The 25730-nt window shown below is 40.5% G+C and carries 22 protein-coding genes; 9 read left to right on the top strand and 13 right to left on the bottom strand.

What is annotated here, in order from left to right:
- Nucleotides 1-44 precede the first annotated feature (44 nt).
- The gene (locus tag ACYZ0U_RS05370) at nt 45-1526 is read left to right on the top strand and encodes a polysaccharide biosynthesis protein (RefSeq protein WP_461450611.1); all 1482 of its coding nucleotides are present in this window, start codon (nt 45-47) and stop codon (nt 1524-1526) included.
- A gap of 33 nt (nt 1527-1559) precedes the next feature.
- Here the strand turns inward: ACYZ0U_RS05370 and ACYZ0U_RS05365 are convergent, their stop codons facing one another.
- From ACYZ0U_RS05365 to ACYZ0U_RS05355, 3 genes are all read right to left on the bottom strand, one after another.
- Nucleotides 1560-2624 carry a LamG-like jellyroll fold domain-containing protein gene (locus ACYZ0U_RS05365; RefSeq protein ID WP_461450609.1) on the bottom strand — a complete coding sequence of 355 codons (1065 nt, stop codon included), beginning with the start codon at nt 2622-2624 and terminating at the stop codon, nt 1560-1562.
- 106 nt (nt 2625-2730) lie between these two features.
- Complete coding sequence (typA, locus tag ACYZ0U_RS05360) at nt 2731-4542, bottom strand: translational GTPase TypA (protein ID WP_461450607.1); 1812 nt, start codon at nt 4540-4542, stop codon at nt 2731-2733.
- A gap of 106 nt (nt 4543-4648) precedes the next feature.
- Nucleotides 4649-5437 (bottom strand): alpha/beta hydrolase, encoded by a 789-nt coding sequence (locus ACYZ0U_RS05355; RefSeq protein WP_461450605.1) that lies wholly within the window; start codon nt 5435-5437, stop codon nt 4649-4651.
- Nucleotides 5438-5655: 218 nt separating this feature from the next.
- Between ACYZ0U_RS05355 and ACYZ0U_RS05350 the strand changes: the two genes are divergently transcribed.
- From ACYZ0U_RS05350 to ACYZ0U_RS05320, 7 genes are all read left to right on the top strand, one after another.
- Entirely contained in the window at nt 5656-6372 is a 717-nt protein-coding gene (locus ACYZ0U_RS05350) for an alpha/beta hydrolase family protein (RefSeq protein ID WP_461450603.1), read from the top strand.
- Nucleotides 6373-6394: 22 nt separating this feature from the next.
- Nucleotides 6395-7495 carry an ATP-grasp domain-containing protein gene (locus ACYZ0U_RS05345; RefSeq protein WP_461450601.1) on the top strand — a complete coding sequence of 367 codons (1101 nt, stop codon included), beginning with the start codon at nt 6395-6397 and terminating at the stop codon, nt 7493-7495.
- A 117-nt stretch (nt 7496-7612) separates the two neighbouring features.
- On the top strand, nt 7613-8710 hold the full coding sequence (locus ACYZ0U_RS05340) for a carboxylate-amine ligase (protein ID WP_461450599.1): 1098 nt from the start codon (nt 7613-7615) through the stop codon (nt 8708-8710).
- 88 nt (nt 8711-8798) lie between these two features.
- On the top strand, nt 8799-9629 hold the full coding sequence (locus ACYZ0U_RS05335; RefSeq protein ID WP_461450597.1) for a type 1 glutamine amidotransferase: 831 nt from the start codon (nt 8799-8801) through the stop codon (nt 9627-9629).
- Between the two features lie 8 nt (nt 9630-9637).
- Nucleotides 9638-10846 (top strand): hypothetical protein, encoded by a 1209-nt coding sequence (locus ACYZ0U_RS05330; RefSeq protein ID WP_461450595.1) that lies wholly within the window; start codon nt 9638-9640, stop codon nt 10844-10846.
- A 45-nt stretch (nt 10847-10891) separates the two neighbouring features.
- Complete coding sequence (locus ACYZ0U_RS05325) at nt 10892-11053, top strand: FeoB-associated Cys-rich membrane protein (RefSeq protein WP_461450593.1); 162 nt, start codon at nt 10892-10894, stop codon at nt 11051-11053.
- A gap of 62 nt (nt 11054-11115) precedes the next feature.
- Complete coding sequence (locus ACYZ0U_RS05320) at nt 11116-14487, top strand: polysaccharide deacetylase family protein (RefSeq protein ID WP_461450591.1); 3372 nt, start codon at nt 11116-11118, stop codon at nt 14485-14487.
- A gap of 70 nt (nt 14488-14557) precedes the next feature.
- On the opposite strand, the gene ispF is transcribed toward ACYZ0U_RS05320, so the two are convergent.
- Nucleotides 14558-15043, bottom strand: a complete 486-nt coding sequence (gene ispF / locus ACYZ0U_RS05315) for a 2-C-methyl-D-erythritol 2,4-cyclodiphosphate synthase (protein WP_461450588.1) — start codon at nt 15041-15043, stop codon at nt 14558-14560.
- Nucleotides 15043-16158: a type IX secretion system outer membrane channel protein PorV gene (gene porV / locus ACYZ0U_RS05310; protein ID WP_461450586.1), complete on the bottom strand. Its 1116-nt coding sequence runs from the start codon at nt 16156-16158 to the stop codon at nt 15043-15045. Before porV ends, ispF begins: the two co-directional genes overlap by 1 nt.
- Nucleotides 16159-16398: 240 nt before the next feature.
- On the opposite strand from porV, the gene ACYZ0U_RS05305 reads away from it, so the two are divergent.
- On the top strand, nt 16399-18042 hold the full coding sequence (locus tag ACYZ0U_RS05305) for an SUMF1/EgtB/PvdO family nonheme iron enzyme (RefSeq protein WP_461450584.1): 1644 nt from the start codon (nt 16399-16401) through the stop codon (nt 18040-18042).
- Between the two features lie 80 nt (nt 18043-18122).
- Here the strand turns inward: ACYZ0U_RS05305 and ACYZ0U_RS05300 are convergent, their stop codons facing one another.
- The 8 genes from ACYZ0U_RS05300 to ACYZ0U_RS05265 form a co-directional block, all read right to left on the bottom strand.
- Nucleotides 18123-18623: an acyl-CoA carboxylase biotin carboxyl carrier protein subunit gene (locus ACYZ0U_RS05300; protein WP_461450582.1), complete on the bottom strand. Its 501-nt coding sequence runs from the start codon at nt 18621-18623 to the stop codon at nt 18123-18125.
- A 99-nt stretch (nt 18624-18722) separates the two neighbouring features.
- Nucleotides 18723-19388, bottom strand: coding sequence for a DUF4159 domain-containing protein (locus tag ACYZ0U_RS05295; protein WP_461450580.1), 666 nt, complete (start codon nt 19386-19388; stop codon nt 18723-18725).
- Complete coding sequence (locus ACYZ0U_RS05290; protein ID WP_461450578.1) at nt 19389-20096, bottom strand: 16S rRNA (uracil(1498)-N(3))-methyltransferase; 708 nt, start codon at nt 20094-20096, stop codon at nt 19389-19391. It abuts the gene before it with no gap.
- A gap of 94 nt (nt 20097-20190) precedes the next feature.
- Nucleotides 20191-21525, bottom strand: a complete 1335-nt coding sequence (locus ACYZ0U_RS05285; RefSeq protein ID WP_461450576.1) for a hemolysin family protein — start codon at nt 21523-21525, stop codon at nt 20191-20193.
- A 3-nt stretch (nt 21526-21528) separates the two neighbouring features.
- Nucleotides 21529-22077 carry an inorganic diphosphatase gene (locus ACYZ0U_RS05280; protein WP_461450574.1) on the bottom strand — a complete coding sequence of 183 codons (549 nt, stop codon included), beginning with the start codon at nt 22075-22077 and terminating at the stop codon, nt 21529-21531.
- Nucleotides 22078-22100: 23 nt separating this feature from the next.
- Entirely contained in the window at nt 22101-22739 is a 639-nt protein-coding gene (locus ACYZ0U_RS05275; RefSeq protein WP_461450572.1) for a DedA family protein, read from the bottom strand.
- 54 nt (nt 22740-22793) lie between these two features.
- On the bottom strand, nt 22794-24173 hold the full coding sequence (locus ACYZ0U_RS05270) for an NADH-quinone oxidoreductase subunit N (RefSeq protein ID WP_461450570.1): 1380 nt from the start codon (nt 24171-24173) through the stop codon (nt 22794-22796).
- A gap of 63 nt (nt 24174-24236) precedes the next feature.
- Nucleotides 24237-25709, bottom strand: a complete 1473-nt coding sequence (locus ACYZ0U_RS05265; RefSeq protein ID WP_461450568.1) for a complex I subunit 4 family protein — start codon at nt 25707-25709, stop codon at nt 24237-24239.
- Nucleotides 25710-25730: the final 21 nt, after the last annotated feature.

Raw genomic sequence — 25730 nt, 5'->3', positions numbered from 1 at the left:
AAAAATACATTTATTTATTAATTCCGGCCTTGGGCCAAAGCTAAATGGGCGTTATAAAGCAGCAAACAATAAAAGGCACCCTGTACTCTTATATTGGGATTGGCATCGGATTTATTTCTATGATCATTATACAGCCCCACGCATTAACACCTGATGAGGTTGGGCTTATCGGTATATTACTATCATTTTCATTGTTATTCTCCCAATTTTCTGTACTCGGTTTTGGCGGTACAGTAAGATATTTCCCTTATTTCCGTAGCGAGGAGAAAAAACATCATGGTTACCTTTTCCTGTCATGCATTGTAGCGCTGGTTGGCACTGTGATTTTTGTAGGTGCGATATACCTATTTAAAGATCAGATAATTGGGCGTAACCAAAAAAATGCGCACCTGTTCGAAAAATATTATTGGTACCTGGTACCACTCATCATATTCACGGTGTACTTCAACGTTTTTGATCAGTATGCACGGATGATGTACAATGCCATTTCAGGCAAGATTTTGAGGGAGTTCACCAAACGTATATTTATACTGATAACCCTCATATTGATTTATTTAAAATGGGTAAGCTTTGAAACCTTTATGGTACTGTGGCTTATTGCAAATGCTGTCCCAACGTTACTATTACTTATTCGCCTTGTTCGCGATAAACATTTCTTTTTAAATCCTGATTTCTCACTCCTTAATAAGGAAATGCGCACCAATCTCATCACCATTAGTGTTTGGGGCTTGATGGTTGGCTCATCACCGTTAATTTTTGAAAGTATCGATGATTACATGCTTAACAATAAGTTTGGGTTAGCTGCGGCGGGCATCTACACTATAACATTTTATGTTGCCGCAGTAATTTCCATGCCGGCACGGTCACTTTACAGTATTGCAACCACAGTAATTGCCGAGGCCTGGAAAACCAATGACATGAAAACCATCAAATCGGTTTATGAAAAAAGCTGTATTAACCAGTTGGTAACAACCTTGTTTTTATTCATTATCATTTGGGCCAGTATTGATGATCTGTTCACTTATCTGCCCGAAAAATATCAATTAGGTAAATACGTAGTACTTTTTATAGCCCTGGGTAACCTGATAGACTCGGCTACGGGTATAAACGGCGTTATACTCAGCACCTCAAAATATTACCGGTATGATGGTACTTTTTATGTATTGCTGATACCTGTAACCGTTGGTTTTAACTTGCTGCTCATCCCTTATTATGGAATTACAGGCCCGGCAATTGCTACGGCACTTACACTTTTAATATTTAATGTATTCCGGTACTTTTTTATACTTAAAACATGCAAAATACAGCCATTCACTATCAGTAGCCCGATAGCATTGGCAATAGGCATTGCAGTATATTTCGCTTCGAAATTTATTATTCCGCAGATGGGTAATCACATTGTTGATATCATCTTACGAAGTGCATTCATAACGATAATTTATGGAGGTGCGGTTTATTTTCTGAAGCTATCTGATGATATCAATATTGTGGTAGATAATTTTGTTTCAAAGTTGAAAAGGGCTTAATCTTTTCAACTTTGAAACAAAAAATAGATACATTTATTTAGCTTTTGATTGGTAAGACACATTTGATGAAGGTACATTATACAACTGTTTCAACTGTGCTGCTGATAATGCCCTGCTATATATTCTGATGTCATCAAGCGCACCTTGCAAATAATATGAGGTGTTATTATCCGGATCATCCTTCCCTATAAATAAAACAGCTGTAGCGGCACCGTTTGGAGATGCAATATTATTTGCAGAAGTCCCATCAAATACACCATTCTTATAGAATGTTAATTGTTTTTTAGCTAAGCTGTAAACCACAGTTACCATGGTCCATTGACCTGTACTGATTGATGATTGGCTTGTTCCGCTTGGCAATGTGCCACCAGGGCCAAATCCATATTGGCCGGGTAATGCTGCTGTATTTTCGTAACCGCTTGTTGAGAATGTATAACCTAAATTAGCCCCCATATCTCTTTTCGAGATAAAGTTAGTACCAAAAGAATAATTATAGGTATCTAATTTCACCCATAATGTAATCGTAAAATCAGTATTATTTAATCTTAGGTCCTGTGCATCAGGCACTTGTATATAACTGCTATTGCTGCCATTAAAATAATATGCCGCATTAGCATTACCAAACCTGTCGGGCACTGAAGTAATGTCATAAAGTGTACCATTATGGCCGTGACCTGATGAATCTGCGCCGCTGTTATTGAATGCGTAATAGGCAATTAATCCCACTTTTAAGCTATCTACCGGTGGTGGCGGAACTGGAGCAGCAATTACATTGATCAGGCAATTAAGGGAAATTGTTCCGGTTAAGTTACTTACGGTAACTATTGCCGAGCCAACTTTCTTGGCCGATAAAAAACCTGTATTTGAAATTGATATAATGGTTGAATCTGAAGACTTCCATTTTATCGAATCTGCTCCATAGTTTGATGGTGTAATAGTAACCGGCAATTGTTTGTTTTGGCCAACATAAAGTTGCAGGGTATCTTTACCTAATATAATTGATTGCAACCTGTCTTTATGGGTAGGATTTGTGAAACTTTTGGTACAAGAGTAAAAAGCGACAACAAATAAAAATGCTATAAGTAATAGTTTTTTCATGTAATAAGGTTAATTTTTAATGTTGATCAAATATAATCGTTTGAGCATCCAGAACAAAAAAAGGAGCAAATAAATTTGCTCCTTTCATTATCGTATCAAACTCCAATTATTGAGATTGGAATTTTTTAGCGTTAATTCTGCGTTCGTTTTCGTTCAGATAGATCTTACGTAAACGGATGCTTTGCGGTGTAACCTCGATGTACTCATCAGCCTGGATATATTCCATTGATTCCTCTAACGAGAATTTGATAGCCGGAGCAATACGTACGTTGGTATCGCTGCCTGATGCACGCATGTTGGTTAACTGCTTCCCTTTGGTTAAGTTAATAACCAAATCGTTATCGCGGATGTGCTCGCCTAAAACCTGGCCTTCGTAAACATCAACTCCCGGATCTATGTGGAAACGACCACGATCCTGTAATTTATCAATTGCGAAAGCGGTAGTTTTACCGGTATCCATTGATACCAATACACCGTTTAAACGACCAGGGATCTGGCCTTTCCAAGGCTCGTAAGCTTTGAAACGGTGAGCCATGATAGCCTCGCCACCAGTAGCGGTTAATACGTTGTTACGTAAACCAATAATACCACGTGCAGGAATATCAAACTCTAAATGTTGTAAGTCACCTTTTGGCTCCATAACTAATAAATCACCTTTACGTTGTGTAACCAGCTCAATTACTTTACCGGCAACCTCGCCCGGTACGTCTACAATCAGGGTTTCAACCGGCTCACACTTAACACCATCAATTTCTTTGATGATAACCTGTGGCTGGCCTACCTGTAACTCATATCCTTCGCGACGCATGGTCTCGATCAATACTGATAAATGGAGGATACCACGGCCGTATACTAAGTATGAGTCAGGCGATTCGGTTTCAACAACCTTAAGCGCCAGGTTTTTTTCCATCTCTTTGTACAAACGGTCACGTAAGTGGCGTGAGGTAACAAATTTACCTTCTTTACCAAAGAAAGGTGAAGTATTGATGGTGAACAACATATTCATTGTTGGTTCATCAATGTGGATCACTTCTAATTGTTCCGGTTTCTCAAAATCAGCAATGGTATCGCCAATATCAAAACCTTCAATACCTACAACAGCACAAATATCACCAGCGCTAACTTCGGTAGCTTTAACCTTACCTAAGCCTTCAAAGGTGTATAATTCTTTAATTCTTGTTTTTTGGATCTTGCCATCGCGTTTTACAAGCGATACCGGCATACCTTCTTTAATAGTACCACGAGCCACACGGCCAATAGCGATACGGCCTACGAATGATGAATAATCCAAAGAGGTAATCTGCATTTGCAAAGTACCTTCATTAATTGGTGCCGGTGGAATATTTTCCAGGATAGCATCCATTAAAGGGAATATATCAGTAGTAGGTTTTTTGTAATCTGTGCTCATCCACCCTTGTTTTGATGAACCGTAGATAACCGGGAAATCCAGTTGCTCTTCAGTAGCCTCAAGGTTGAAGAATAATTCAAATATTTGTTCGTAAACTTCTTCAGGGCGGCAGTTTTCCTTATCAACCTTGTTTACAACCACAATTGGTTTTAAGCCTAAAGCCAAAGCCTTTTGTGTTACGAAACGTGTTTGAGGCATTGCACCTTCAAAAGCATCGCAAAGTAACAAAACGCCATCAGCCATTTTTAATACACGCTCAACCTCGCCGCCAAAGTCGGCGTGACCAGGAGTATCAATAATGTTGATCTTAACATCCTTGTACATTACTGAAACGTTTTTTGAAACGATGGTAATACCACGTTCGCGTTCCAGGTCATTGTTATCCAATATCAGTTCGCCTGTTGATTCGTTGTCCCTGAAGATTGAACAAGCATGTAGAATTTTATCAACCAGGGTGGTCTTGCCGTGGTCAACGTGTGCGATAATCGCTATGTTTCTTATTTTTTGCATTGAAATGCGCCTCTAAATTTGGCGCAAAGGTACGCTTAATATATGAGAATTTCAAGCGTTTACAACATATTGAGTAATAATGACAAAAAGTAAATTACTTGATAGTCTATTTCCCAAACGCCCAGCATAAAAACTTAGGCATAGCTTTGGCCCAAGTAGGTGCATCATGTTTACCGCCGACCATCTCTAGATACCTAATATCATCAGTGCGGCTGTAACCTTTAACTTCCAGTTCTTTGATCAGATCGATAGTATCGTCAATTGAATCAATAATACCGTTTTGGTTACGGTCGGCTGTTTCATCATGGGTGCCGGTTTGCAGCCAGAATTTTAATTCGGGTTTACTGCTTGTTTCCCTTATCATTGCATGAGCAATCCGGTCAGCATCTGTATAACCTTTCCCAATTTCCTTACTCCTCCACCATAACGATCCTGAGAAAACACCAATCTTATCAAACAATTCGGGATTGTTCCAGGCAATATCCAATGCCGATAATCCACCTAAGGAAAAACCGGCAAATGCAGTGCTTGCAAAAGTTTGCGCAGGCAGCAACTCAGTAATTGCAGGCAATAATTCGGCAGTAATAAATTGACTATAGATATCCGCTTTTGCGCCACGCTTTTTAAAATCAGGGCGGTTAGCAACGCCATACTCCTGCAAACGCTCCTCGCCTGAATGTATAGCAACTATAACCACCGGGGCAATAGCATTATTATCATAGAGGGTTTGCAAAATTTGTTTTAGCTGCAGGGCCTCTATCTCTTGTCCGTCATTTAATAATAATAAATGTACAGGTTGATTCATATCCATCTCATCAGGCATCAGCAAATCGCAAACAATCCCGCGGTTAAGCAATGCCGAATTAATGGTTATCGTATCTTTGATTATAGTCATTTCTATCTCGCTCCAACCCAAATACATTTTCTTCAAATTTAACAGCCGCAAAAGTAAAATATCTTCTCAATTTAAAATTCAAACCGGTGTAAAGATTAACTTGATTGAGCAACCTTGTACGGCCATTGCGGCAAAACTGTTCTGTTATTTTTCAACCGCTTAATTTTGAATTTATCAGCAATTTATTTTTAACTTACAGCTATAAACTTTAGCTCGTTTTGACTGAACAATATCACCGCTGGTACTCGCCCAACTTGAACCATGATGTAGAGATGCTGGTTTTCGGCGATCGTGGTTATCCTGTTATTTTATTTCCAACTTCCCAGGGGCGATATTTTCAAAATAAGGATGAGGGTTTGATAGATAGCGTGCGCTGGTTTATTGATGAGGGATTAGTTAAAATTTATTGTCCGGATAGCTTGGATTGGCTAACCTGGTACAACAAAAGTATCCACCCGGTAGACCGCTCCCGTAATTATGCATGGTACGATAAAATGCTTTACGATGAGCTGGTTCCCTGGACCATGCACGAAACCGGCGTTGGCAAGGTGGCAATGGCGGGCTGTAGTTTTGGTGGTTACCATGCAGCTAATTTCGCGTTCAAGCATCCCGAAAAAACCGGCAACCTGTTTAGCATGAGCGGTGCATTTGATATGCGCCGGTTTACCAATGGATATTATGACGATAATGTATATTTTAACAACCCGGTAGATTTTTTGCCCGGCAGCAACCAGCACGAGCTTTGGCAAATGAACATTATTTTAGGCACAGCCGAACACGATATTTGTTTGGGCGATAACCTCTGGCTGTCAAACATTTTAAAGGAAAAACATATTAATCATTGGTGGATATCCGCCCAAATGCCACACACGACTGGCCGGTATGGAAGGCGATGTTCCCGCATTATTTATCAACTATCTAAAACCAAGAATTAAGAACCAAGAATAATCATCTACCATGAAAAAAATAGGCATCTTATTCGGTCAGGAAAATTCTTTCCCGCAGGCATTTGTCGACCGTGTTAATCAAAAAGCAGAAAAGAACATAAGTGCAGAGTTTGTGCGCATTGATAAAGTAATGCAGGCCGAACCGTTGGATTATTCCGTAATTATTGATCGTATTTCGCAGGATGTGCCATTCTACCGTGCAACCTTAAAAAACGCGGCAATATGTGGCACAGCAGTGATCAATAACCCTTTTTGGTGGAGCGCCGATGAAAAATTCTTTAATAACGCGCTTGCTGTAAAACTTGGCGTTCCGGTGCCCAAAACGGTTATCCTGCCATCAAAAGATCTGCCGGATGATACTACAGACCGCTCATTCCGCAACCTCGCCTATCCTTTGGATTGGGACGGGATATTTAAATACGTAGGTTTCCCGGCATACATGAAACCATTTGACGGTGGGGGATGGAAAGAAGTTTACCAGATCAACAACCTGGATGACCTTTGGGATAAATATGACCAAACCAGGCAATATGTAATGATGCTGCAGGAGGAAATTAAGTTTGATGATTACTTCCGCTGCTATTGCATTGGCGGCAAGCATGTGCGCGTTATGCAATACGAGCCGCGCAACCCGCATCACCTGCGTTATGAACACGGCAAAGCCCCGGCAGCTAAAAAACTATTGGAGACTGTTAAAGATTATGTGATCAAACTCAACAAATATTTAGGTTACGATTTTAATACCGTTGAGTTTGCTGTACGCGATGGAATACCTTATGCCATTGATTTCTGTAATCCCGCACCTGATGCCGAGGTTACCAGCGTAGGCCAGGACAACTTTGACTGGGTAGTTGAAACCGCTGCCGACTATGCCATTGAACGGGCAAAAAAACAAAAAGATGGTATTGATAACCTAACCTGGGGTGAGTTTGTAAAGACAAGTGCGGCGAAAGAGCATTTACTGTCATCGGAGAAAAAGATAGAAAAGAAGGCTGGAAAAAAGGAAGTTACTACAGGCGAGATAAACCATGAGATTGCGGATGAAAAGAAAGTGGTGAAAAAGCCAATAGCTAAGAAACCTGCGACAAAAAAGCCCGTAGAAAAAAAATAAAATAATCGTCATTGCTGTAAGGAACGAAGCAATCTCTAATTACGCAGTTCGACCTGTAAAGTTTAGAGGTTGTTTAGTTCCTCGCAATAACGTAAATAAAACAAAAAGGTTAAAATTATGAACGAATTTACCTTGGGTGTTGAAGAAGAATTTATGGTGATTGACCCTGTAAGCCGGGAGCTGAAATCGCATGAGCAAAAAATTGTGGAAGGCGCGCAAAAGATCCACGAAGACCAGGTAAAGGCAGAAATGCACCAGGCCGTTGTAGAAGTCGGCACCAAAATCTGCCGTAACACTACCGAAGCACGTGCCGAGGTAAGTAAACTTCGCACAACCGTAGCTCAATTAGCCGGCGACCTGGGTTTGCGTATCGGCGCTGCCGGTACACACCCGTTCTCACATTGGCAGCACCAGTTGATCACTGATCATCCAAGGTATTTTGAGATCGTAGATGAAATGCAGGAGGCTGCGCGCTCAAACCTTATTTTCGGGTTACACGTACATGTAGGCATCCAATCGCGCGACCTGGCGGTGCATATTGCTAACCAGGTTCGTTACTTTTTACCGCACGTGTTTGCCTTATCGACCAACTCACCTTTTTGGGAAGGCCGCAACACCGGTTTCAAATCGTTCCGCACCAAGGTTTTTGATAAATTTCCGAGGACCGGTATCCCCGATTATTTTAGCGGTATAGAGGAATACGACCGTTATATTAAACTGCTGATAAAAACGAATTGTATTGATAACGCCAAGAAGATCTGGTGGGATATCCGTGTCCATCCATTTTTTGAGACTATCGAGTTCCGCATTTGTGATTGCCCGATGCTTGTTGATGAAACCATGGCTTTTGTGGCACTGTTCCAGGCATTGTGCGCCAAGCTATATAAACTTCGCCAGCAAAACATGGCTTTCATTACCTATAACCGCGCTTTGATCAATGAAAATAAATGGCGTGCCGCACGTTATGGTATCGACGGCAAAATGATCGATTTCGGTAAGGAAATGGAAGTAAATACCCGTGCACTGGTACTGGAGTTGCTGGACTTTGTTGATGATGTGGTTGATGAGCTTGGCTGCCGCGAGGATTTACAATACGTTCACAAAATACTGGAACATGGCACCGGCGCCGACAGGCAATTAGCTGTTTATAACCAAAACAATAGTTTTATTGATGTAGTTGATTATATTACATCGCAAACATTAAAAGGCATTTAAGCCCACCCAACCCTCCCCCGGTAGAGAGGGCTAAAAAACTTAAAAAAATACAAAGTCTCCCTACCGGGGGAGATTTAGAGGGGGCAACATGACAAACAAACCATCAATAAAAGTAGCGATACTCGATCTGTACAACGGCATAGAAAACGAGGGTATCCGTGGTTTTAAAGATATATTACAGCGTTATAAAACTGAACAAAGCGTCGAACTGAACTATCAAATATTCGATGTGCGGAGGAACTGTGAAGTACCGGGACCGGATTTTGATATTTACCTTTCGAGCGGTGGGCCTGGTAGTCCGCTGGATAGTGAAGGCGATGAGTGGGAAAAGAAATATTTCGGTTTGATAGATCAATTGGAGAAACATAACACCTCAGACGATCCGCAGAAAAAGTATGTATTCTTTGTATGCCATTCCTTCCAGCTCATGTGCCGTAAATATAAATTAGGTGTTATCAATGAGCGCCGTTCGGCTTCGTTTGGCATTTTGCCGATACATAAAACCTCCGCCGGTAAGCATGAGGATATCTTAAAAGGTTTAGACGACCCTTTTTACGCGGTCGACTCGCGCAGCTGGCAGGTGATTCATCCCAACGAGAAACAATTTACCGATTTGGGCATGCAGTTGCTGGCTATTGAGAAACAACGGCCGCATATTGATCTGCCGCGTGCCATGATGGCAATCCGTTATAGCGATTATTTTATCGGCACCCAGTTTCATCCCGAGGCTGACCCGAAAGGCATGATGTCATTACTGGTGAAACCCGATAAGAAAAAGGAAGTGGTTGATGAGCACGGCCTCGACAAATACAACCAGATGCTGGAGCTGCTGCATGATGCCGATAAATTACAGCATACTCAAAACACGATGATCCCAAACTTTTTAGATGAAGCTATTGGGAATTTGCAGGTGATTTAATAATTGATATGATTCCTTCGACCCGTCAATCATTCAATCAAAATTTTAGCGAAGAAAAGTACCAGCAATTTCTAAAAAAACTGAATACCACTACTTCTGCCAAAATAGATTTCCGGGTTGCGGAAACGCCGGTTTTTTTAACGGATGACTTTAAGGATAAACTTATCAACGCAGGCGATGAAATTATCCAAACTATACTTCAACCCGATTTTAAACATTTAACCGAACGGTCAATTCCTGACAAATGGCGGGTTGCAAATGAGAACGGCCATCCGCATTTTATTGCTTTGGATTTTGGGGTTTGTAAGGATTCACAGGGTGACATCGTCCCTAAGTTGATCGAATTGCAGGGCTTCCCGTCACTTTATGGCTTTCAATCTTTTTTGAGTGATACGTATAAGGAGACTTACGGATTGGATGATAACTGGTCGCCGTATTTTAGCGGCTTGGATAGAGATTCTTATTTTGATCTGCTCAAAAAAACCATTATCGGCCCATATCAACCGGACGAAGTAGTTTTGATGGATGTAAACGTATTAAACCAAAAAACTCTGATTGATTTCCTGATTACCGAAAAGCTCATCGGCACGCCTGTTGTTTCCTTAAATGATCTAAAACAGGACGGCACTAAATTGTATTATGAACTGAATGGTGAAAAGAAATTCATCAAACGCATCTATAATCGACTGATATTTGATGAGATAGATAATGATCCTGAAATCTTTAACAAAATAGTTGACATCCGCCAGCCTTTGGATGTGGAGTGGATTACGCATCCCAACTGGTTCTACCGCATCAGTAAATTCACCATGCCGTTTTTAAAAGGAGACTACATTCCTAAAACACAATTCCTGCATCAACTGGATCATATCCCTGCTGACCTTGAGAATTATGTACTCAAACCTTTATTTTCTTTCGCTGGGCAAGGCGTAATCATTGATGTTACTGAAAATGACATTACAAACATTATCGATCCTGAAAACTGGATCTTACAGGAAAAAGTTAGTTATGAACCTGTTATACAAGCACCTGATGGCGGTGTAAAAATGGAAATAAGGCTGCTTTACCTATGGCCGAATGGAAATGAAAAGCCTGTATTGGCAATTAACTTGGCGCGGTTAAGTCGTGGTAAAACGATTGGCGTACGCTACAATTGTGATTTTGACTGGGTAGGCGGCACGGTTGCCCTTGCAAAAAGCAAAACTTATACTAAATAGATTGTCTATACGTATTATAAGGTAAAAATGTATTAAATTTGTGACATGAATATCCAGGTTATTATAGTACTCATACTTTTTGCCGCCGCGCTATTTTACGTGGGCCGCATGGTGTATAAAAGCCTGTCTGCCAAAAAGGGCTGCGGCAGCAATTGTAAATGTGGTGTTGATTTTTCGGGTGTTGAAGCCGTTAAAACACATAAATAAACATTAGCATTGTACAACAACTATATTTAAACCAACACATTTTCCTAAAAAGTTTTAACTGAATGTCAGACAAGCAGGTTTTTCAAGCTGATTCAAAAGGCCGGTGGCTTCGTTTTAAATGGCTTAGCCGCATATTAATTTTTGTACTTGCCGCTGCAATCGTCGCAGCAGCAATTGCCATTACCTCAAAACAATACCCAACCCTGCCTAACCTTAACGAAGCGCCAAAAGCTTTAACCAAGGAAAATATTGAAGCTTTAAAGAAAACCGCCAAATACAAAAACTTTACTATCCAGGTTAACGAAATTAAAAAACTTGAGCGGGCAAAAAAACTGCATCAGCTTAAGCAGCCTAATAATAAAGATCGTATAAATGCAGGCTTTTATATGCCCTGGGATCCGCAGGCCTATAATTCGTTAGCTGACCACATGGGCAAGCTGGATATGGTGATTAGCGAGGGCTTCTCTCTTACCCAAAATGCAGATACGATTACCACCAATATTGACACCGGGCTGATCAGGCTTAAAAAACGGTATAAAAAACCGGTTTTGGTATCAATTTCCAACTATGTTAATTATAGCGCAACCAACGGCGACTTTGATATTAAAGACGTAGAACGGATTGTAAAAAGTAAAAAATCCCGCACCTTGTTTATCGGCAGTATTGTAAGAGCGTTAACAAAATATAATTTAAAAGGTATCGACCTTGATTTTGATAATATAATCAACCGGAACACGCCAGATTATATTGAGTTTGAAAAAGAGCTTTACACAACCCTGCATGCGCATAACATGCTGGTTACCCAGAATGTAATTCCTGAGGACGAGCAGTATAACTTGCAAAAATTAGCTACTATGAACGACTTCCTGTTCATTATGGCTATTGATCAGCATGATGAAAACAGTAACGCCGGTGAACTTTCAAACCAGCACTGGGTTGAAGAGATCCTGGATGATGTTTGTTCAAAAATCCCAAGTGAAAAAGTAATTTTAACCATACAGGGCGGTGCCCGCGATTGGCCTGCTCACAGCTTAGGAAAATCTATCGGCTACCAACAGGCAATAAGTACCGCACAGGAAATGCAAAGCAAAATAGCTTTTGACCCAAGCTCTGCAAATTCGCATTATACTTACCCCGGCGAAGACGGCCTTACACACACTGTATTTTTTACAGATGCAGGCACAAATTTTAACATCATTCGTATGGCGGATGACTGGGCTACCGGCGGAGTGGCTTTGTGGCGCTTAGGCTCGGAAGACCCCCGCTTGTGGACTTTTTTCCAAAAGAACTTATCTATCGACTCCTTAAGAAAAACCGGTGTTGATATTAAAGGACTTACACAAGTAGGTTTAAATAACCGGATAGATTACACCGGCGATGGTGAGGTGCTCGATCTGGTAACAACCCCGGTTGCGGGCCAAATTGATGTATCGTTAAATAACTCAAACTTTACGATCACTAATCAGCAGTATATTAAGCTGCCGACTAAATATGTAATCCGTCGCTATGGGTACGCGCCCGGTAAAATAGTTTTAACGTTTGATGATGGCCCCGACCCGGATTATACACCGCGTATACTAGATATTCTAAAACGCGAACATGTGCCCGCGGCGTTTTTTGTTGTGGGATCAATGGCGGAGAAAAACATCCAGTTACTGCGCCGTGAGTTTGATGAAGGACACGAGATCGGTAACCATACTTATTTTCACCCGGATATATCAACCATAAGTTTGGAGCGCGTTAACCTTGAACTGAACGCTACCCGGCGTATTATCGAATCGGTTACAGGCCGTAGCACCATCCTTTTTCGGCCACCATATAATGCTGATGCCGAGCCGCAAACATTAGCCGAAATTATCCCGGTTGCTGAGGCACGCAGGCAAAGTTATATTACCGTTGGTGAATCCATCGACCCATGGGATTGGTACCCTGGTGTAACTGCTGATAGTATTATTGCCCGTGTTGAACGTCAGAAAGATGCAGGTTCGTTCCTGTTGTTACACGATGCCGGCGGCGAAACCCGCGAGCAGACGGTTAAAGCATTGCCCGAGATTATTCACTTTTTCAAAAGCCATGGTTATCAGTTTACTACCATAGCCGATGTACTGCATAAAACCAAAGGCGAGTTAATGCCGCCAATTAAAGATGACGCCAATAGCGGGTTTGTGGGTTTCTTTTACAACATCTACCTGAACGGTTCATTCTATACTAACTGGTTTTTAATCTACCTCTTTTTAACGGCCATATTCTTGGCACTAGGCAGGGTGGTATTGATCGGCATACTTTCATTAAGGCAATACGCTGATAGCAAAAAATACGTACGCCTTAGCATGGACGATGTGCAATTACCGCCGGTAAGTATCATCGTTCCGGGTTATAACGAGGAGATTACAGCTGTAAAAACAATTGATAGCTTATTAAAGACAGATTATCCTAGCTTCGAGATCATCTTTATAAATGATGGCTCAAAGGATAAAACCTTTGAGGTTGTTAGTAAAGCATTTGCCGGTAATCCTTTAGTGCAAGTACTTGATAAGCCAAATGGTGGTAAAGCATCGGCATTAAACTTCGGTATAGCGCACGCTAAAAACCAGTTTGTGGTTTGTATTGATGCTGACACGCAACTTAAAACTGATGCTATCTTCCACTTAATGACCTATTTTATTGACGAGGAAATCGGCGCGGTGGCGGGTACAGTAAAAGTTGGTAATACGCATAATATGATCACCAACTTCCAGGCTATCGAATATATCACTGCCCAAAACATGGACAGGCGCGCATTCGATCTGATCAATAGTATTACAGTTGTTCCGGGTGCAATTGGCGCATTCCGAAAATCAGCCATATTTAAAGCAGGTGGTTTCACTTATGACACCCTTGCCGAAGATTGTGATTTAACCATGCGCATATTAAAGGCTGGTTACGTGGTTAAGAATTGTGCCGAAGCCATAGCTTACACAGAAGCGCCGGAAACCGTAAATATCCTGTTAAAACAACGTTTCCGCTGGAGCTTTGGGGTAATACAAAGCTTTTGGAAAAATAAAGACGCATTATTCAATAAGAAATACAAGTTCTTTGGTATGATCGGAATGCCTAATATCCTGGTATTCCAGATCATATTGCCGCTCTTCTCTCCAATCGCCGATCTGTTAATGATCTTTGGTTTGTTCGGCGGGCATCCGGGTAAAATACTGTTCTACTATATAGCCTTCATATTAGTCGATTTCATAGTAGGCATTATAGCTTTTTGGATGGAAAAAGAAGATTACAGGAAGCTGTGGTACATCATCCCGCAACGTTTTATATGGCGCCAGTTAATGTACTACGTATTATTTAAATCAATTCGCAGGGCAGTAAAAGGTGAATTAAGCGGCTGGGGTACGGTGAAGCGTACAGGCACGGTTACGATGAAAGAAGAACCGGCGAGGAAATAGTTAATTAAAAAATAGTTAATTGGTTGATTAGTTGAATAAGTAACCTAAGTAACTATTCTCCAATCACTAATTAACTATCGCGTTCTATCAAACAAACAGCATAAGCAACTACCCCTTCTTCCCGCCCTATAAAGCCTAGTTGCTCGTTTGTAGTAGCTTTAATTGAAATATCATCTTCGGTGATGCCGGCGGCTTTGGCAATATTCACTTTCATTGCGGGAATGTGCGGATTGATCTTCGGAGCTTCTAAACAAACCATCGCGTCAATATTGCCTATCTCCCAACCTTTAGAGCGGATCAGGTCCACTACATGTTGTAATAAAACCAGGCTGCTAATGCCTTTCCAGCGGTTATCGGTGTTAGAAAAATGGAAGCCAATATCCTGTAAGTTGGCTGCACCCAATAAGGCATCGCAAATAGCATGCAGCATTACATCAGCATCGGAGTGCCCAAACGTGCCTGAATGATGTTCCAAATTAACTCCGCCCAAAACAAATGGATGTTGTTCCCTTAACTGGTGTACATCAAACCCAAAACCTACCCTTATTTTTCCCACTATTGTTGCTTGGTACTGCCAAAGTTGGCTGTTAATGTAAAACGTAATGTATTAGCTAACGCGCTATTTTGCTGGCTGGCTGCCAGGTATGAAAAATCAAAGCCAAAATCAGTGTATTTAAAGCCAACACCCAATGTTAAGTAATGGCGGCCACCGGTGTCCTGGTTTTCAAAATAATAACCGGTGCGCAAAGCAAACATTTTATCGTACAAAAACTCTGCGCCTGCAGAATAATAGATCTCTTTGAATTCCTCGGCCGCGCCAACATCTGAGAATGATTGAAAAATACCTGCCGGTACAGAAACATCGCTATTTGCCAAACTTGGCACCAACAATTTATTCAAATCGAGGGTTAATGTGAGTGAACTCATTTCGTCGAGGTTCCAGGTATTCGCCCCGCCTATTTTTAAATTCGTAGGCAAATATTCTGCCGGGCTGCCGCTTGAGTATTGAATTTTTGAGCCGATATTTGAAATATCTGTACCAAAAGCAAACTGGCTATCCTCGCCTGATGCTGTTTTGTAATACATGGATACATCTGCAGCAACCGCATTGGCCGATCCCTGCGTTGATGACGATGTAAATGCCTTTGATATATTGGAGTGGATGTAGCGAAGTGTTAATCCTAATGAGAGATTCTCGCCAAATTTACGGGCGAAGGAGCCATCAATCGAAAATTCATTTGGTGTAAAAGTACCTTGGTCCTGGTCTTGCAAACCTGTGCTCTGAATTGAACCATAATTAAAATACCGGAGCGATAAACCAATGCTATTCCGCTCATCCACCTTGTGAGCATAACTCAAATAGGAAAGGCTTATATCAGGAACAAGGTTACGCAACCACGGGTCATAGGACAAACTCACTTCATCCTTATTTTCAATAAAAGCGAGTTTCGACGGGTTCCAATAATTGGCATTAGCATCCGGCGATAAAGCAACCCCCGCATCACCCATAGCCCCGGAACGGGAATCAGGCGAAATAGTCAAAAATGGTACCGCTGTAGGTATGGCATTTAAATTACTGCCGTTTGTATTTACGGCTGTTTGAGCCAAAGTAAAAAATGGCATCAGCAACATCACAGAAAACAAAAGGCCTTTTTTGGATAAAAGTATCATCGAATAAATTTAAAGTTGAAGTTAAATTTTAACTACATAATTGCACTATGGCATACAAGCATAAAGATAAGTTACCTTTATACCAAAAATATTTGCGCAAATGTAACACAACTTCTACTCTTTACGTTTAAAAGCCTAAACAGGTTTTTTTTATTTGACCTGGAAGGTATAAAAGTTAGCTTTTAAGCCAAATGTTTCTAAATTTACACTTCATAAAACAATTAATATAACTGTAAAAATATGAAAATACTTTTTACTAAAACTGCTGTGGTGATGTTGGGTGTTGTAGCCTTGATGAGCAGTTGTTCAAAAAAACAGCAGTCTGATAAAACCGGCATTCCTTATAATGATAAGGCAAATGGGGGTTATACCAAATTCCGCCAAACTCACCCTTCACCGGGACCGGGCCTTGTTCCTATTGAAGGTGGTACATTTGTGTTAGGTGGCAGTGCCGATCAGGATGTTACATTTGATTATAACAACGTACGTAAACGTGTTACTATACCATCTTTTTACATGGATGAAACCGAGGTATCAAACCAGGATTGGTTGGATTATCTGCACTGGATAAGCGTTACCTTCCCGCAAGATCACGAATTGTATTATGATGCTTTACCGGATACTTTGGTATGGCGCAGGCCTTTATCATACAACGAACCCTATGTACAAAACTATTTAAGGCACCCTGCCTTTCAGGATTATCCGGTTGTAGGTGTGTCATGGGATCAGGCTCAGGATTATTGCCAATGGCGTACCGACCGTGCTAACGAATTTATATTACAACAAAAAGGCATATTGGCTAACCCTAAGGACACTAAAGGTAAAGCACCGGCTGCGGCTCCTGCAGGCCAGGCTCCATTCAATACCGATATGTATTTGAACGGGCAATACAGAGGCGCAGGTATCGACGGTAAAAAAATGCTACCTGATTTGAACGCGGGCAACACTACAGGTAAAGGTAAATCTGTTAGGCCGGTACGTTTAGAAGACGGTATATTAAAACAAGCCTACCGTTTACCAACTGAAGCTGAATGGGAATACGCTGCTTTAGCTTTAGCTGGTAATACCCAGTTTGAAAATATTAATGATAACAAAGTATATCCATGGAATGGCCTTGGTGTACGTTCACCTAAAAAATCAACACGTGGTATGATATTAGCCAACTTTAAACGTGGCGAAGGTGATAACGCGGGTGTTGGCGGTTACCTGAATGATAAGGCGGATATAACCGCTCCTGTACGTTCATACCCGCCTAATGATTTTGGTTTGTATAACATGGCAGGTAATGTTAACGAATGGGTGCAGGATACTTATCGCCAAACTTCATCTGACGAGGTTGATGACTTTAACCCTTTTCGTGGTAACGAGTATACAAACAAGCGTTTAGCCGACCCTGTGAAAGGCATCTATGCAAAAGATAAATATGGACATCCAATTAAAGATGCCGCTACATCACGCAAAAAATTAACCTATGCCGAGCTCACTGCTTCGCAAGGAGGCGGTGCCGTTGCTACTGGTGGTGCTCCTACTGTGGCCGGTCAACCTGCTAACGCAAATTCAGCAGCTCCGCCGCTTAGAAGCGATTTAGTTGGTAAAGCATACAATGCGGATCAAAGAGGTTATAATGATACTGTGAACCGTGTACTTTATGGTACCGTTACCTTGGCGCATGATCAATCTAAAGTATACAAAGGTGGTTCATGGAACGATTTGGCTTACTGGTTAAACCCCGCGACCCGCCGTTTTATGGATGAGGATGAATCAAGCGCAGAAGTTGGTTTCCGTTGTGCGATGGACCTTGTTGGTTCTCCTGAGATCCACCCACAAGGCAAACCTCACTTCAGTGTTAAAAAATCAAAACCATTTAAAGCTGCTTCTAACTAAGCTGTAAACTTTATAAAATAAAAGAGGCGAAAAGTATATACTTTTCGCCTCTTTTATTTTATAAGATTTCTAATTCATCATTATTTGAACATCAATAACACCTGTCCTTTTTCAACCTTGTCGCCGGTTTTTATTTTAACTGTTTTAACAGTGACATCAGCAGCAGCTTTTATAATGTTTTCCATTTTCATGGCTTCCAAAATTAACAGGTTATCACCTTTTTTTACTTCGCCGCCTTCGGCAACAAATACCTTTAATACCAAGCCGGGCATAGGTGCTTTCACTTCGCTTATTTTAACACTGTTCAAGTTATTTAAGCCTAATTTTTCCAGCAGTGTATCATACTGATCTTTAACAGAGATGGTATACAAATTGTTATTAACCTTGATCTCTGCCGTTTTCATAGCAGGATTAAAGCTTACCACCTCGGCATTATAAGATTTTAAATTATGTATAATATGATAAGCGGATCCATTCAATGGTTTAATATCAGCAGCAACAGGTTCACCGTTAATGAGTAAAACATCATCAGTTTTATCGATCTCGAAATTGTATTGGGAGTTTACTTGTGCTGTTATCATGAACCGCTTATTACGTATATTTAATGATTGATCTGATTATATTGCTAATTTACCTTTTTTCAATATTCAACGAAATCCACTATTCAACTAAATTAACGATTATCGGTTAGTGAATATATATTGAATTATATCCGCGCCCATTTTTAAGGCTTTTAAGCGGGTTTCCTGGGTATCGCCGGCGTATGTACCAAAGTCTTCCCACCCATTGCCTAAATCGCATTGATAGTCGTAAAAACAAACCAACCTGCCTTTGTATATCAACCCGAAACCTTGTGCCCGTTTGCCATCATGCTCGTGGACTTTAGGAAGGCCATTAGGGAAATCATATTTTTGGTGATAAATGGGATAATTTAGCGGCAACTCCACAAAATCCAGCTCCGGAAATACCTTTTTCATCTGCGGACGGATAAACTGATCCAACCCGTAATTATCGCAGATATGCAGAAAACCACCACCTGTTAAATATGCACGCAGGTTTTGTGCTTCCTGGTCGGAGAAGATCACATTGCCGTGCCCGGTCATGAAAATAAAGGGATAATTAAATATCTCCGAGCTACCAACTTCCACCGTTTCATTCTCGATTTGAAAATTGGTTTTTAAATTTTCGTTGCAAAACTTAGCCAGGTTAGGCAAGGCCGTACGGTCGCCATACCAATCGCCGCCGCCATTGTACTTTAGTTGGGCCATTTTATAGGTAGGCTGACTAAAGCTGCTCATTAAGAACAGCGCCAGCATTGAAAAAACTATATAGACTATCTTTGTCATTTAGCGGTTTAAAAAATTTATTTCAAAACAGGCTTCAAGCGCGGCAGTTTCTGTGCGCAGCCTGCTTTCGCCTAAAGTTATGGCTTTGTAATCATTACTTAACGCATCTTCTATCTCTTTTGGTGTAAAATCACCTTCGGGGCCTATCAATATTAAATATTTGCCGCCTGGTGTTATACCATCTTTAAGATTGATCTTTTCGCCAGGCTCACAATGCGCTATAAATTTTTGGCCGTCCCACTCACGTGCTAATATTTTCGCTAATGGCTCAGGTTCGTTTAAAACAGGGTGATAAGCTTTTAAAGATTGCTTTATAGCGGCGGTGATGATCTTATTTGACCTGTCAGTTTTTACTTCCTTCCGCTCTGAACGCTGGCAGATGATGAGCGAGATCTCATCAATTCCTATTTCGGTAGCCTTCTCTAAAAACCACTCCAATCGCTCCATATTTTTTGTTGGGGCAATGGCGATGTGCAGGTAATGATTTCGCTTATTAAACTCGCTGATAACTGAATTTATTTGCAGAATGGTTCTTTTAGGGTGAGCAACTTTTATCTCAGCGCCGTATAAACCGCCACGACCATCAATTAATTGAACTTCATCGCCAATATTCAATCGCAGCACACGAATAGCATGCTTGCTTTCTTCTTCGCTCAGAAAATACTGGGGATTTGTTGGCTGGATGTCTGGTGTATAGAAAAGATGCATTTCTGTATAGAATCAAGAGTCAAGAATCAGGAGTCATGATAAAATCGCCTAAAACCTATCTTGATTCCTGGCTCTTTATTCATGACTCTCATTCCTAATGTAAATCTACAGCATCTTCCTCATTTATCAGCAATTCAAGTTTTACAGATTCGATGTTCTGATCGGATTTTTTAAGCACGGTAATATTATAACCGTTAGATTCTTTTTGCTCGCCTACGTCGGGGATCTTCCCAAAAATATCGCCTAACCAGCCGGATACGGTATCATAATCACCATCTTCAGGCAGATCATGCGGCAGGTGGCTGTTTACGTCATATATTGGTGCAAGCGCGTTTACAATAAATTCACGGTCGTTTATTCGCTCAACAATAGGCTTTTCCTCATCGTACTCATCCTGTATTTCGCCCACCAACTCTTCAACAATATCTTCCAGCGTAACCATGCCTGCAGTGCCGCCAAATTCATCCAACACGATTGCTATCTGGATACGTTTTTGCTGCAGTTCAGCCATCAGATCATTGATCTTCTTGGTTTCCGGAATAAAGTATGGTTTGCGGATGATATCTTTTAAAACGATCGGCTCGTTTCGCGCCAGCAAAGGCAAAATATCTTTGGCATGAACAATACCTACAATCTTATCGATCACATCATCATACACAGGTATGCGGGAGTAACCTTCTGTAATTAAGATCTCCAGTAACTCGTCTTTTTCTGTATTGATATCAACGCCCGATATTTTGGTACGAGGCACCATTATATTTTTCACCACCCGCTCATTAAACTCAAATACGTTTTGTATCAGTTCATGCTCATTAGAGTCGATCGCACCTGTTTCCTTACCTTGCTCCAACAAATATTGTAATTCTTCGGAGCTATGGTGTGTTTCACCCTGGTAAGCATTGATACCGAAAATCCGTAAGATAAAATTAGCCAGCTTATTTAACACCCATATAATGGGCTTGAACACAATAAAGAAAATCCTTAATGGTGTTGAGATTGCCAGCGCTGTACGTACTGACCTTTGTATTGCCAGCGTTTTGGGAGCTAACTCTCCAAAAACAATAATTAAAACTGTAATAAAAACAAACGCCACTATGTGCGCGACAGTTATAGTTACGCTTGATGTTATCGTAAAACCAAGTAATCTGAATAAGTTTAGCGCAACATCTGTAAAAACCCCTTCGCCTATTACACCTAAACCTAAAGAGGCTATGGTAATACCCAACTGTGTAGCTGCTAAGTAACCGTCAAGGTTACTCATGATGCTACGCGTAATTTTTGCAACGCGGCTGCCTGCTTTTACTTTTATTTCAATTTGAGAACCGCGAACACGCACCAGGGCAAATTCAGCAGCAACAAAAAATCCGTTAAGCAGGACTAAAAACCCGGTAAGGATAAGGTATGAAATATTTATATGATCGGGGTCCATTCGTTATTGTTGATACACAGGGAAAGTAGACTTATAAAGTTCCATACTTTCTTGAATTACTTTATGCGCATAACGCATACCAAGCAAATGCTCAATGGTTACGTTTTTTCCTTCCAGGCTTTTATAATCCTGAAAGAAACGAACGATCTCTTTGGTAGCGTGTGGCGGCAATTCATTTAAGTCGTTAATATAATTAACCGACATATCATTTTTTGCTACCGCGATGATCTTATCATCCTGTTCGCCATTGTCAACCATATGCATTACACCGATAACCTTAGCTTCGATGATAGACATTGGGAACACATCAACGGAGCACAAAACCAATATATCCAAAGGATCATGGTCATCGCAATAAGTTTGTGGTATAAAGCCGTAATTAGCAGGGTACATCACCGATGAAAATAAAACACGGTCAAGTTTTAATAAGCCGGAATCCTTATCTATCTCATATTTCGCTTTTGATCCTTTTGGGATCTCGATTATCGCATTTACTATTTCAGGAAAATTATCGCCGGGAGAAACCTGGTGCCACGGATGTTGAGTACTCATTTAAATGTTATATATATTTTTATTTAGTTATTATGTTGCTGAACATGTTGCTTTTTGAAAAAAGCTAAAACGAGCGGGACAGATGTAAGCACAAAAAAACCGATTATAACGTAATGCGCATATTGCTTTACATCGGGGAATTTTATACCTAAAAAATAACCCGACAAGCAAAGTATTACTACCCATGCCACGCTACCCACTATGTTATATAAAGTAAACTTTTTAATATCAACTTTTACAACACCTGCAAAGATAGGCGCAAAAGTTCTAATTATCGGGAAAAATCTGCCCAAAATTAATGCCATGCCTCCATATTTCAGGTAAAATTGCTCTGCCATTACCACATATCGCTTCTTAAACATGAAAGAATCGTTTTTGTTGAATAATATTGGTCCGGTACGATAACCAAACCAATAACCAGCAAAATTGCCTAAAATTCCCGCGGCGATTATTGAAAGAATAAGTGTGGTAATGTTAATTTGAAAGATGCCGTTGGCACAAAGCAAACCAGCCATAAACAGTAAATAGTCTCCCGGCAAAAAGAAGCCAAAAAACAAACCTGTTTCAGCAAATACAACGGTAAGCAAAAAGTAAAAACCGCCTCTACTTATAATGGACTGTGCATCCGTTAAATTCTGCAGGTGTTCCCAAAATTTTTCCATTCACTATTTGTAAATCTACAAATATTATATTGAAATGGGATAATAACTTTCTTATTAAATAAGCCCGGTAATAAATGTTGGATAAATACCAATTAATATGGTTGCAACTGCCGATAAACCTAAAACAAAGTTATAGTAAGCCGGAATCTGAACTTCTTCAGTTTCAGCAGTACGGAAATACATAGCCACAATAACCCTGAAGTAATAAAAGATACTGATGATGGCATTTACCACAGCCAAAATAACCAGCCAAACTTGGTATTGAGACAAGGCTGATGAGAACATAAAGAACTTACCGATGAAGCCAGCAGTAAGTGGGATACCCGCTAATGAAAGCATGGCGATAGTTAAGGCAAATGCCAGAAAAGGATTCTTTTTTGCAAGGCCGTTAAACGATTCAAAGTTATCGCTGCCTGCATGCTGGCGAACCAGTATTAAAGCTGCAAACGCGATGATAGAAGCGATTGAATAAGCGGTAGCATATACAAATACCGAATTTGCCGAACTTGCGCCTAAAGCTACGATAGCGAACAATAAATACCCTGCGTGCGAAATGCTTGAGTACGCCATCATACGTTTAAAGCTACGCTGATAAAGGGCTGTTATATTGCCGATGAATAATGTCAATATGGTGATGATCAATAATATTGGCATCCAAAAGTTAGAGATTGGTGCAAAGCACTCTGTAAACAAACGCAGGAACGCGGCAAAACCGGCAGTTTTAACAGCAGTAGACATGAACGCGGTTACCAATGAAGGCGAACCTTCGTAAACATCCGGGGTCCAGAAATGGAATGGCGCTGCGCCAACTTTAAAGCAAAGGCCAACAATCATTAATCCTATACCTACATAAAACATTGGGTCGATGTTGCGCGGGTTAGCTATTACGTAATCACGTATAACTTCCAGGTTAAATGAGCCGCTTGCACCGTAGATTAGCGCGATGCCAAACAGTAAAAATCCCGTTGAAAACGCACCCATCAAAAAGTATTTCAATGCTGCTTCGTTTGATGCAAAATCATGTTTACGGATACCCGCAAGTATGTATAAACTTACCGACATAATTTCTATACCTATAAACAACATTGTTAAATTATAGTAGGATACCATTACCACAATACCCGCCAGCGAGAATAATATGATAGCATAATACTCGGCGATGTGGCTGCTTATCCTTTCAAAATAACCTTTTGATAACAGCAATATAAGTATAGTAGTAATAATTGTGATAGCGCAAAACGCGATAGAATAATTATCAAACAACATCATATCATGATAAATGGGTTGCGCGCCGTTGTTCCATTGGCTTATTGCTAAGCCCAAAGCTGCCAGCAGGCCAATAACTGCAACAGGTAACAACGCTTTTTGAGCTTTGTATAAGCCCAAATATAAAAGCACTATAGGTAAAACAGATATGATTATTAAGGTATTCATGTTGTCTTTTTAATTCTGATCTCTAAATTCTAATTCAGGTTATTATATGTACTAAAATTTAGCTTATTGCGGAATGGATAAACCCATTACCCTGTTATTTACTGTAGTTATAAGTTTATCAACCGATGCCTGCGAAATATGCATTAGCGGCCCCGGGAAAATACCGATACCTATAATTAGTATACAAATTATAGCCAGCACCAATTTTTCTGATCCGGCAAGGGCAGTAAAAGTAGCAGTTAAGCTATTGGTTTCGCCTTGCATAACATTTTTGTACATACGCAACATATATACCGCGGCAAATATGATAGTTAAACCCGCCACAGCACACACTATGATGTTTACCATATAAAGGCTGTTCAGCAATAAAAATTCACCCACAAAACCATTGGTTAAAGGCAAAGCAACCGTACCCAATACAATTATTAAAAATGCAGTAGCAAACTTTGGCGCAACTTTGGCTATGCCACCAAGCTCGTTGCTGTTAAGTGTATTATAGCGCCTGCTGATGATATCCCATACAAAAAACATCCCAACTACATTTATACCGTGGCTAAGCATTTGTATCAAAGCGCCCTGTACGCCTACCCTTGTCATTGTAAATATACCAGCCGCAATCAAGCCAACGTGACTTATTGATGAATAAGCTACTAAACGTTTGCCATTTTTTTGTGTGAAGGCAATAATTGCCCCATATACTACACCGATTACTGATAATGCAATGATCACGTTGTACCATTTATCCCAGCCCATCGGCGCATTGGGTATCATCCAGCGTAAAGCTCCGTATAAACCCATTTTTAACATAATACCCGCTAAAAGCATGCTACCTGCGGATGGCGCTTCAGTATAGGTATCGGGCTGCCAGGTATGGAATGGGAACAAAGGTATTTTGATAGCAAAGGCAATAAAGAAACCCAGGAACACCCATGATTGCTGCGTTGGCGACAATACCAGGTGATAAAACTCCATCAGGTCATAAGTTTTGGTCGGGTTTTGCATGTACAGGTAAATGATGGTTACCAGCATAAACAAGGAGCCTGCAAAAGTATAGATGAAAAACTTAAGCGTAATTCTGATCCTGTTTTCGCCGCCCCACAAAGCACATATAAAGTATATTGGAATTAAAGCAGCTTCCCATCCTACGTAGAACAAAAATCCATCGAGCGCGGTAAATACAAGTAATAAACCAGCCTGCATAAATAAGATCAATGCATAAAATGCGGATGCTTTTTTATAAGTGTGTTCATATGTGCTCAGGATGATAATTGGCACTAACACCGTGGTTAATAAAACCATCATCATGCTTATACCATCAATGCCGGCATTAAAGTAAATACCGAATTTAGGTATCCATGGTGCATCAATAACAAACTGTGTTGTTGCATTGGGTATAAAATTTACTAAAAAATACGCGGCTACACCTAATTCGGCAACAGCAAAAAACAAAGCAACATATTTTGCAACTTCATTTTTAAGTATCAATACAGCCAGGGCTGCTACTATCGGTAAAAAAATTAATATACTAACCGTCATTTTTATTTGGTAAACACTAAG

It is taken from the genome of Mucilaginibacter sp. (genome assembly GCF_965225845.1).
Lineage (GTDB): Bacteria > Bacteroidota > Bacteroidia > Sphingobacteriales > Sphingobacteriaceae > Mucilaginibacter.
Note: the sequence above shows the minus strand (reverse complement) of the source record. Positions and strands in the feature narration are given on the sequence as shown.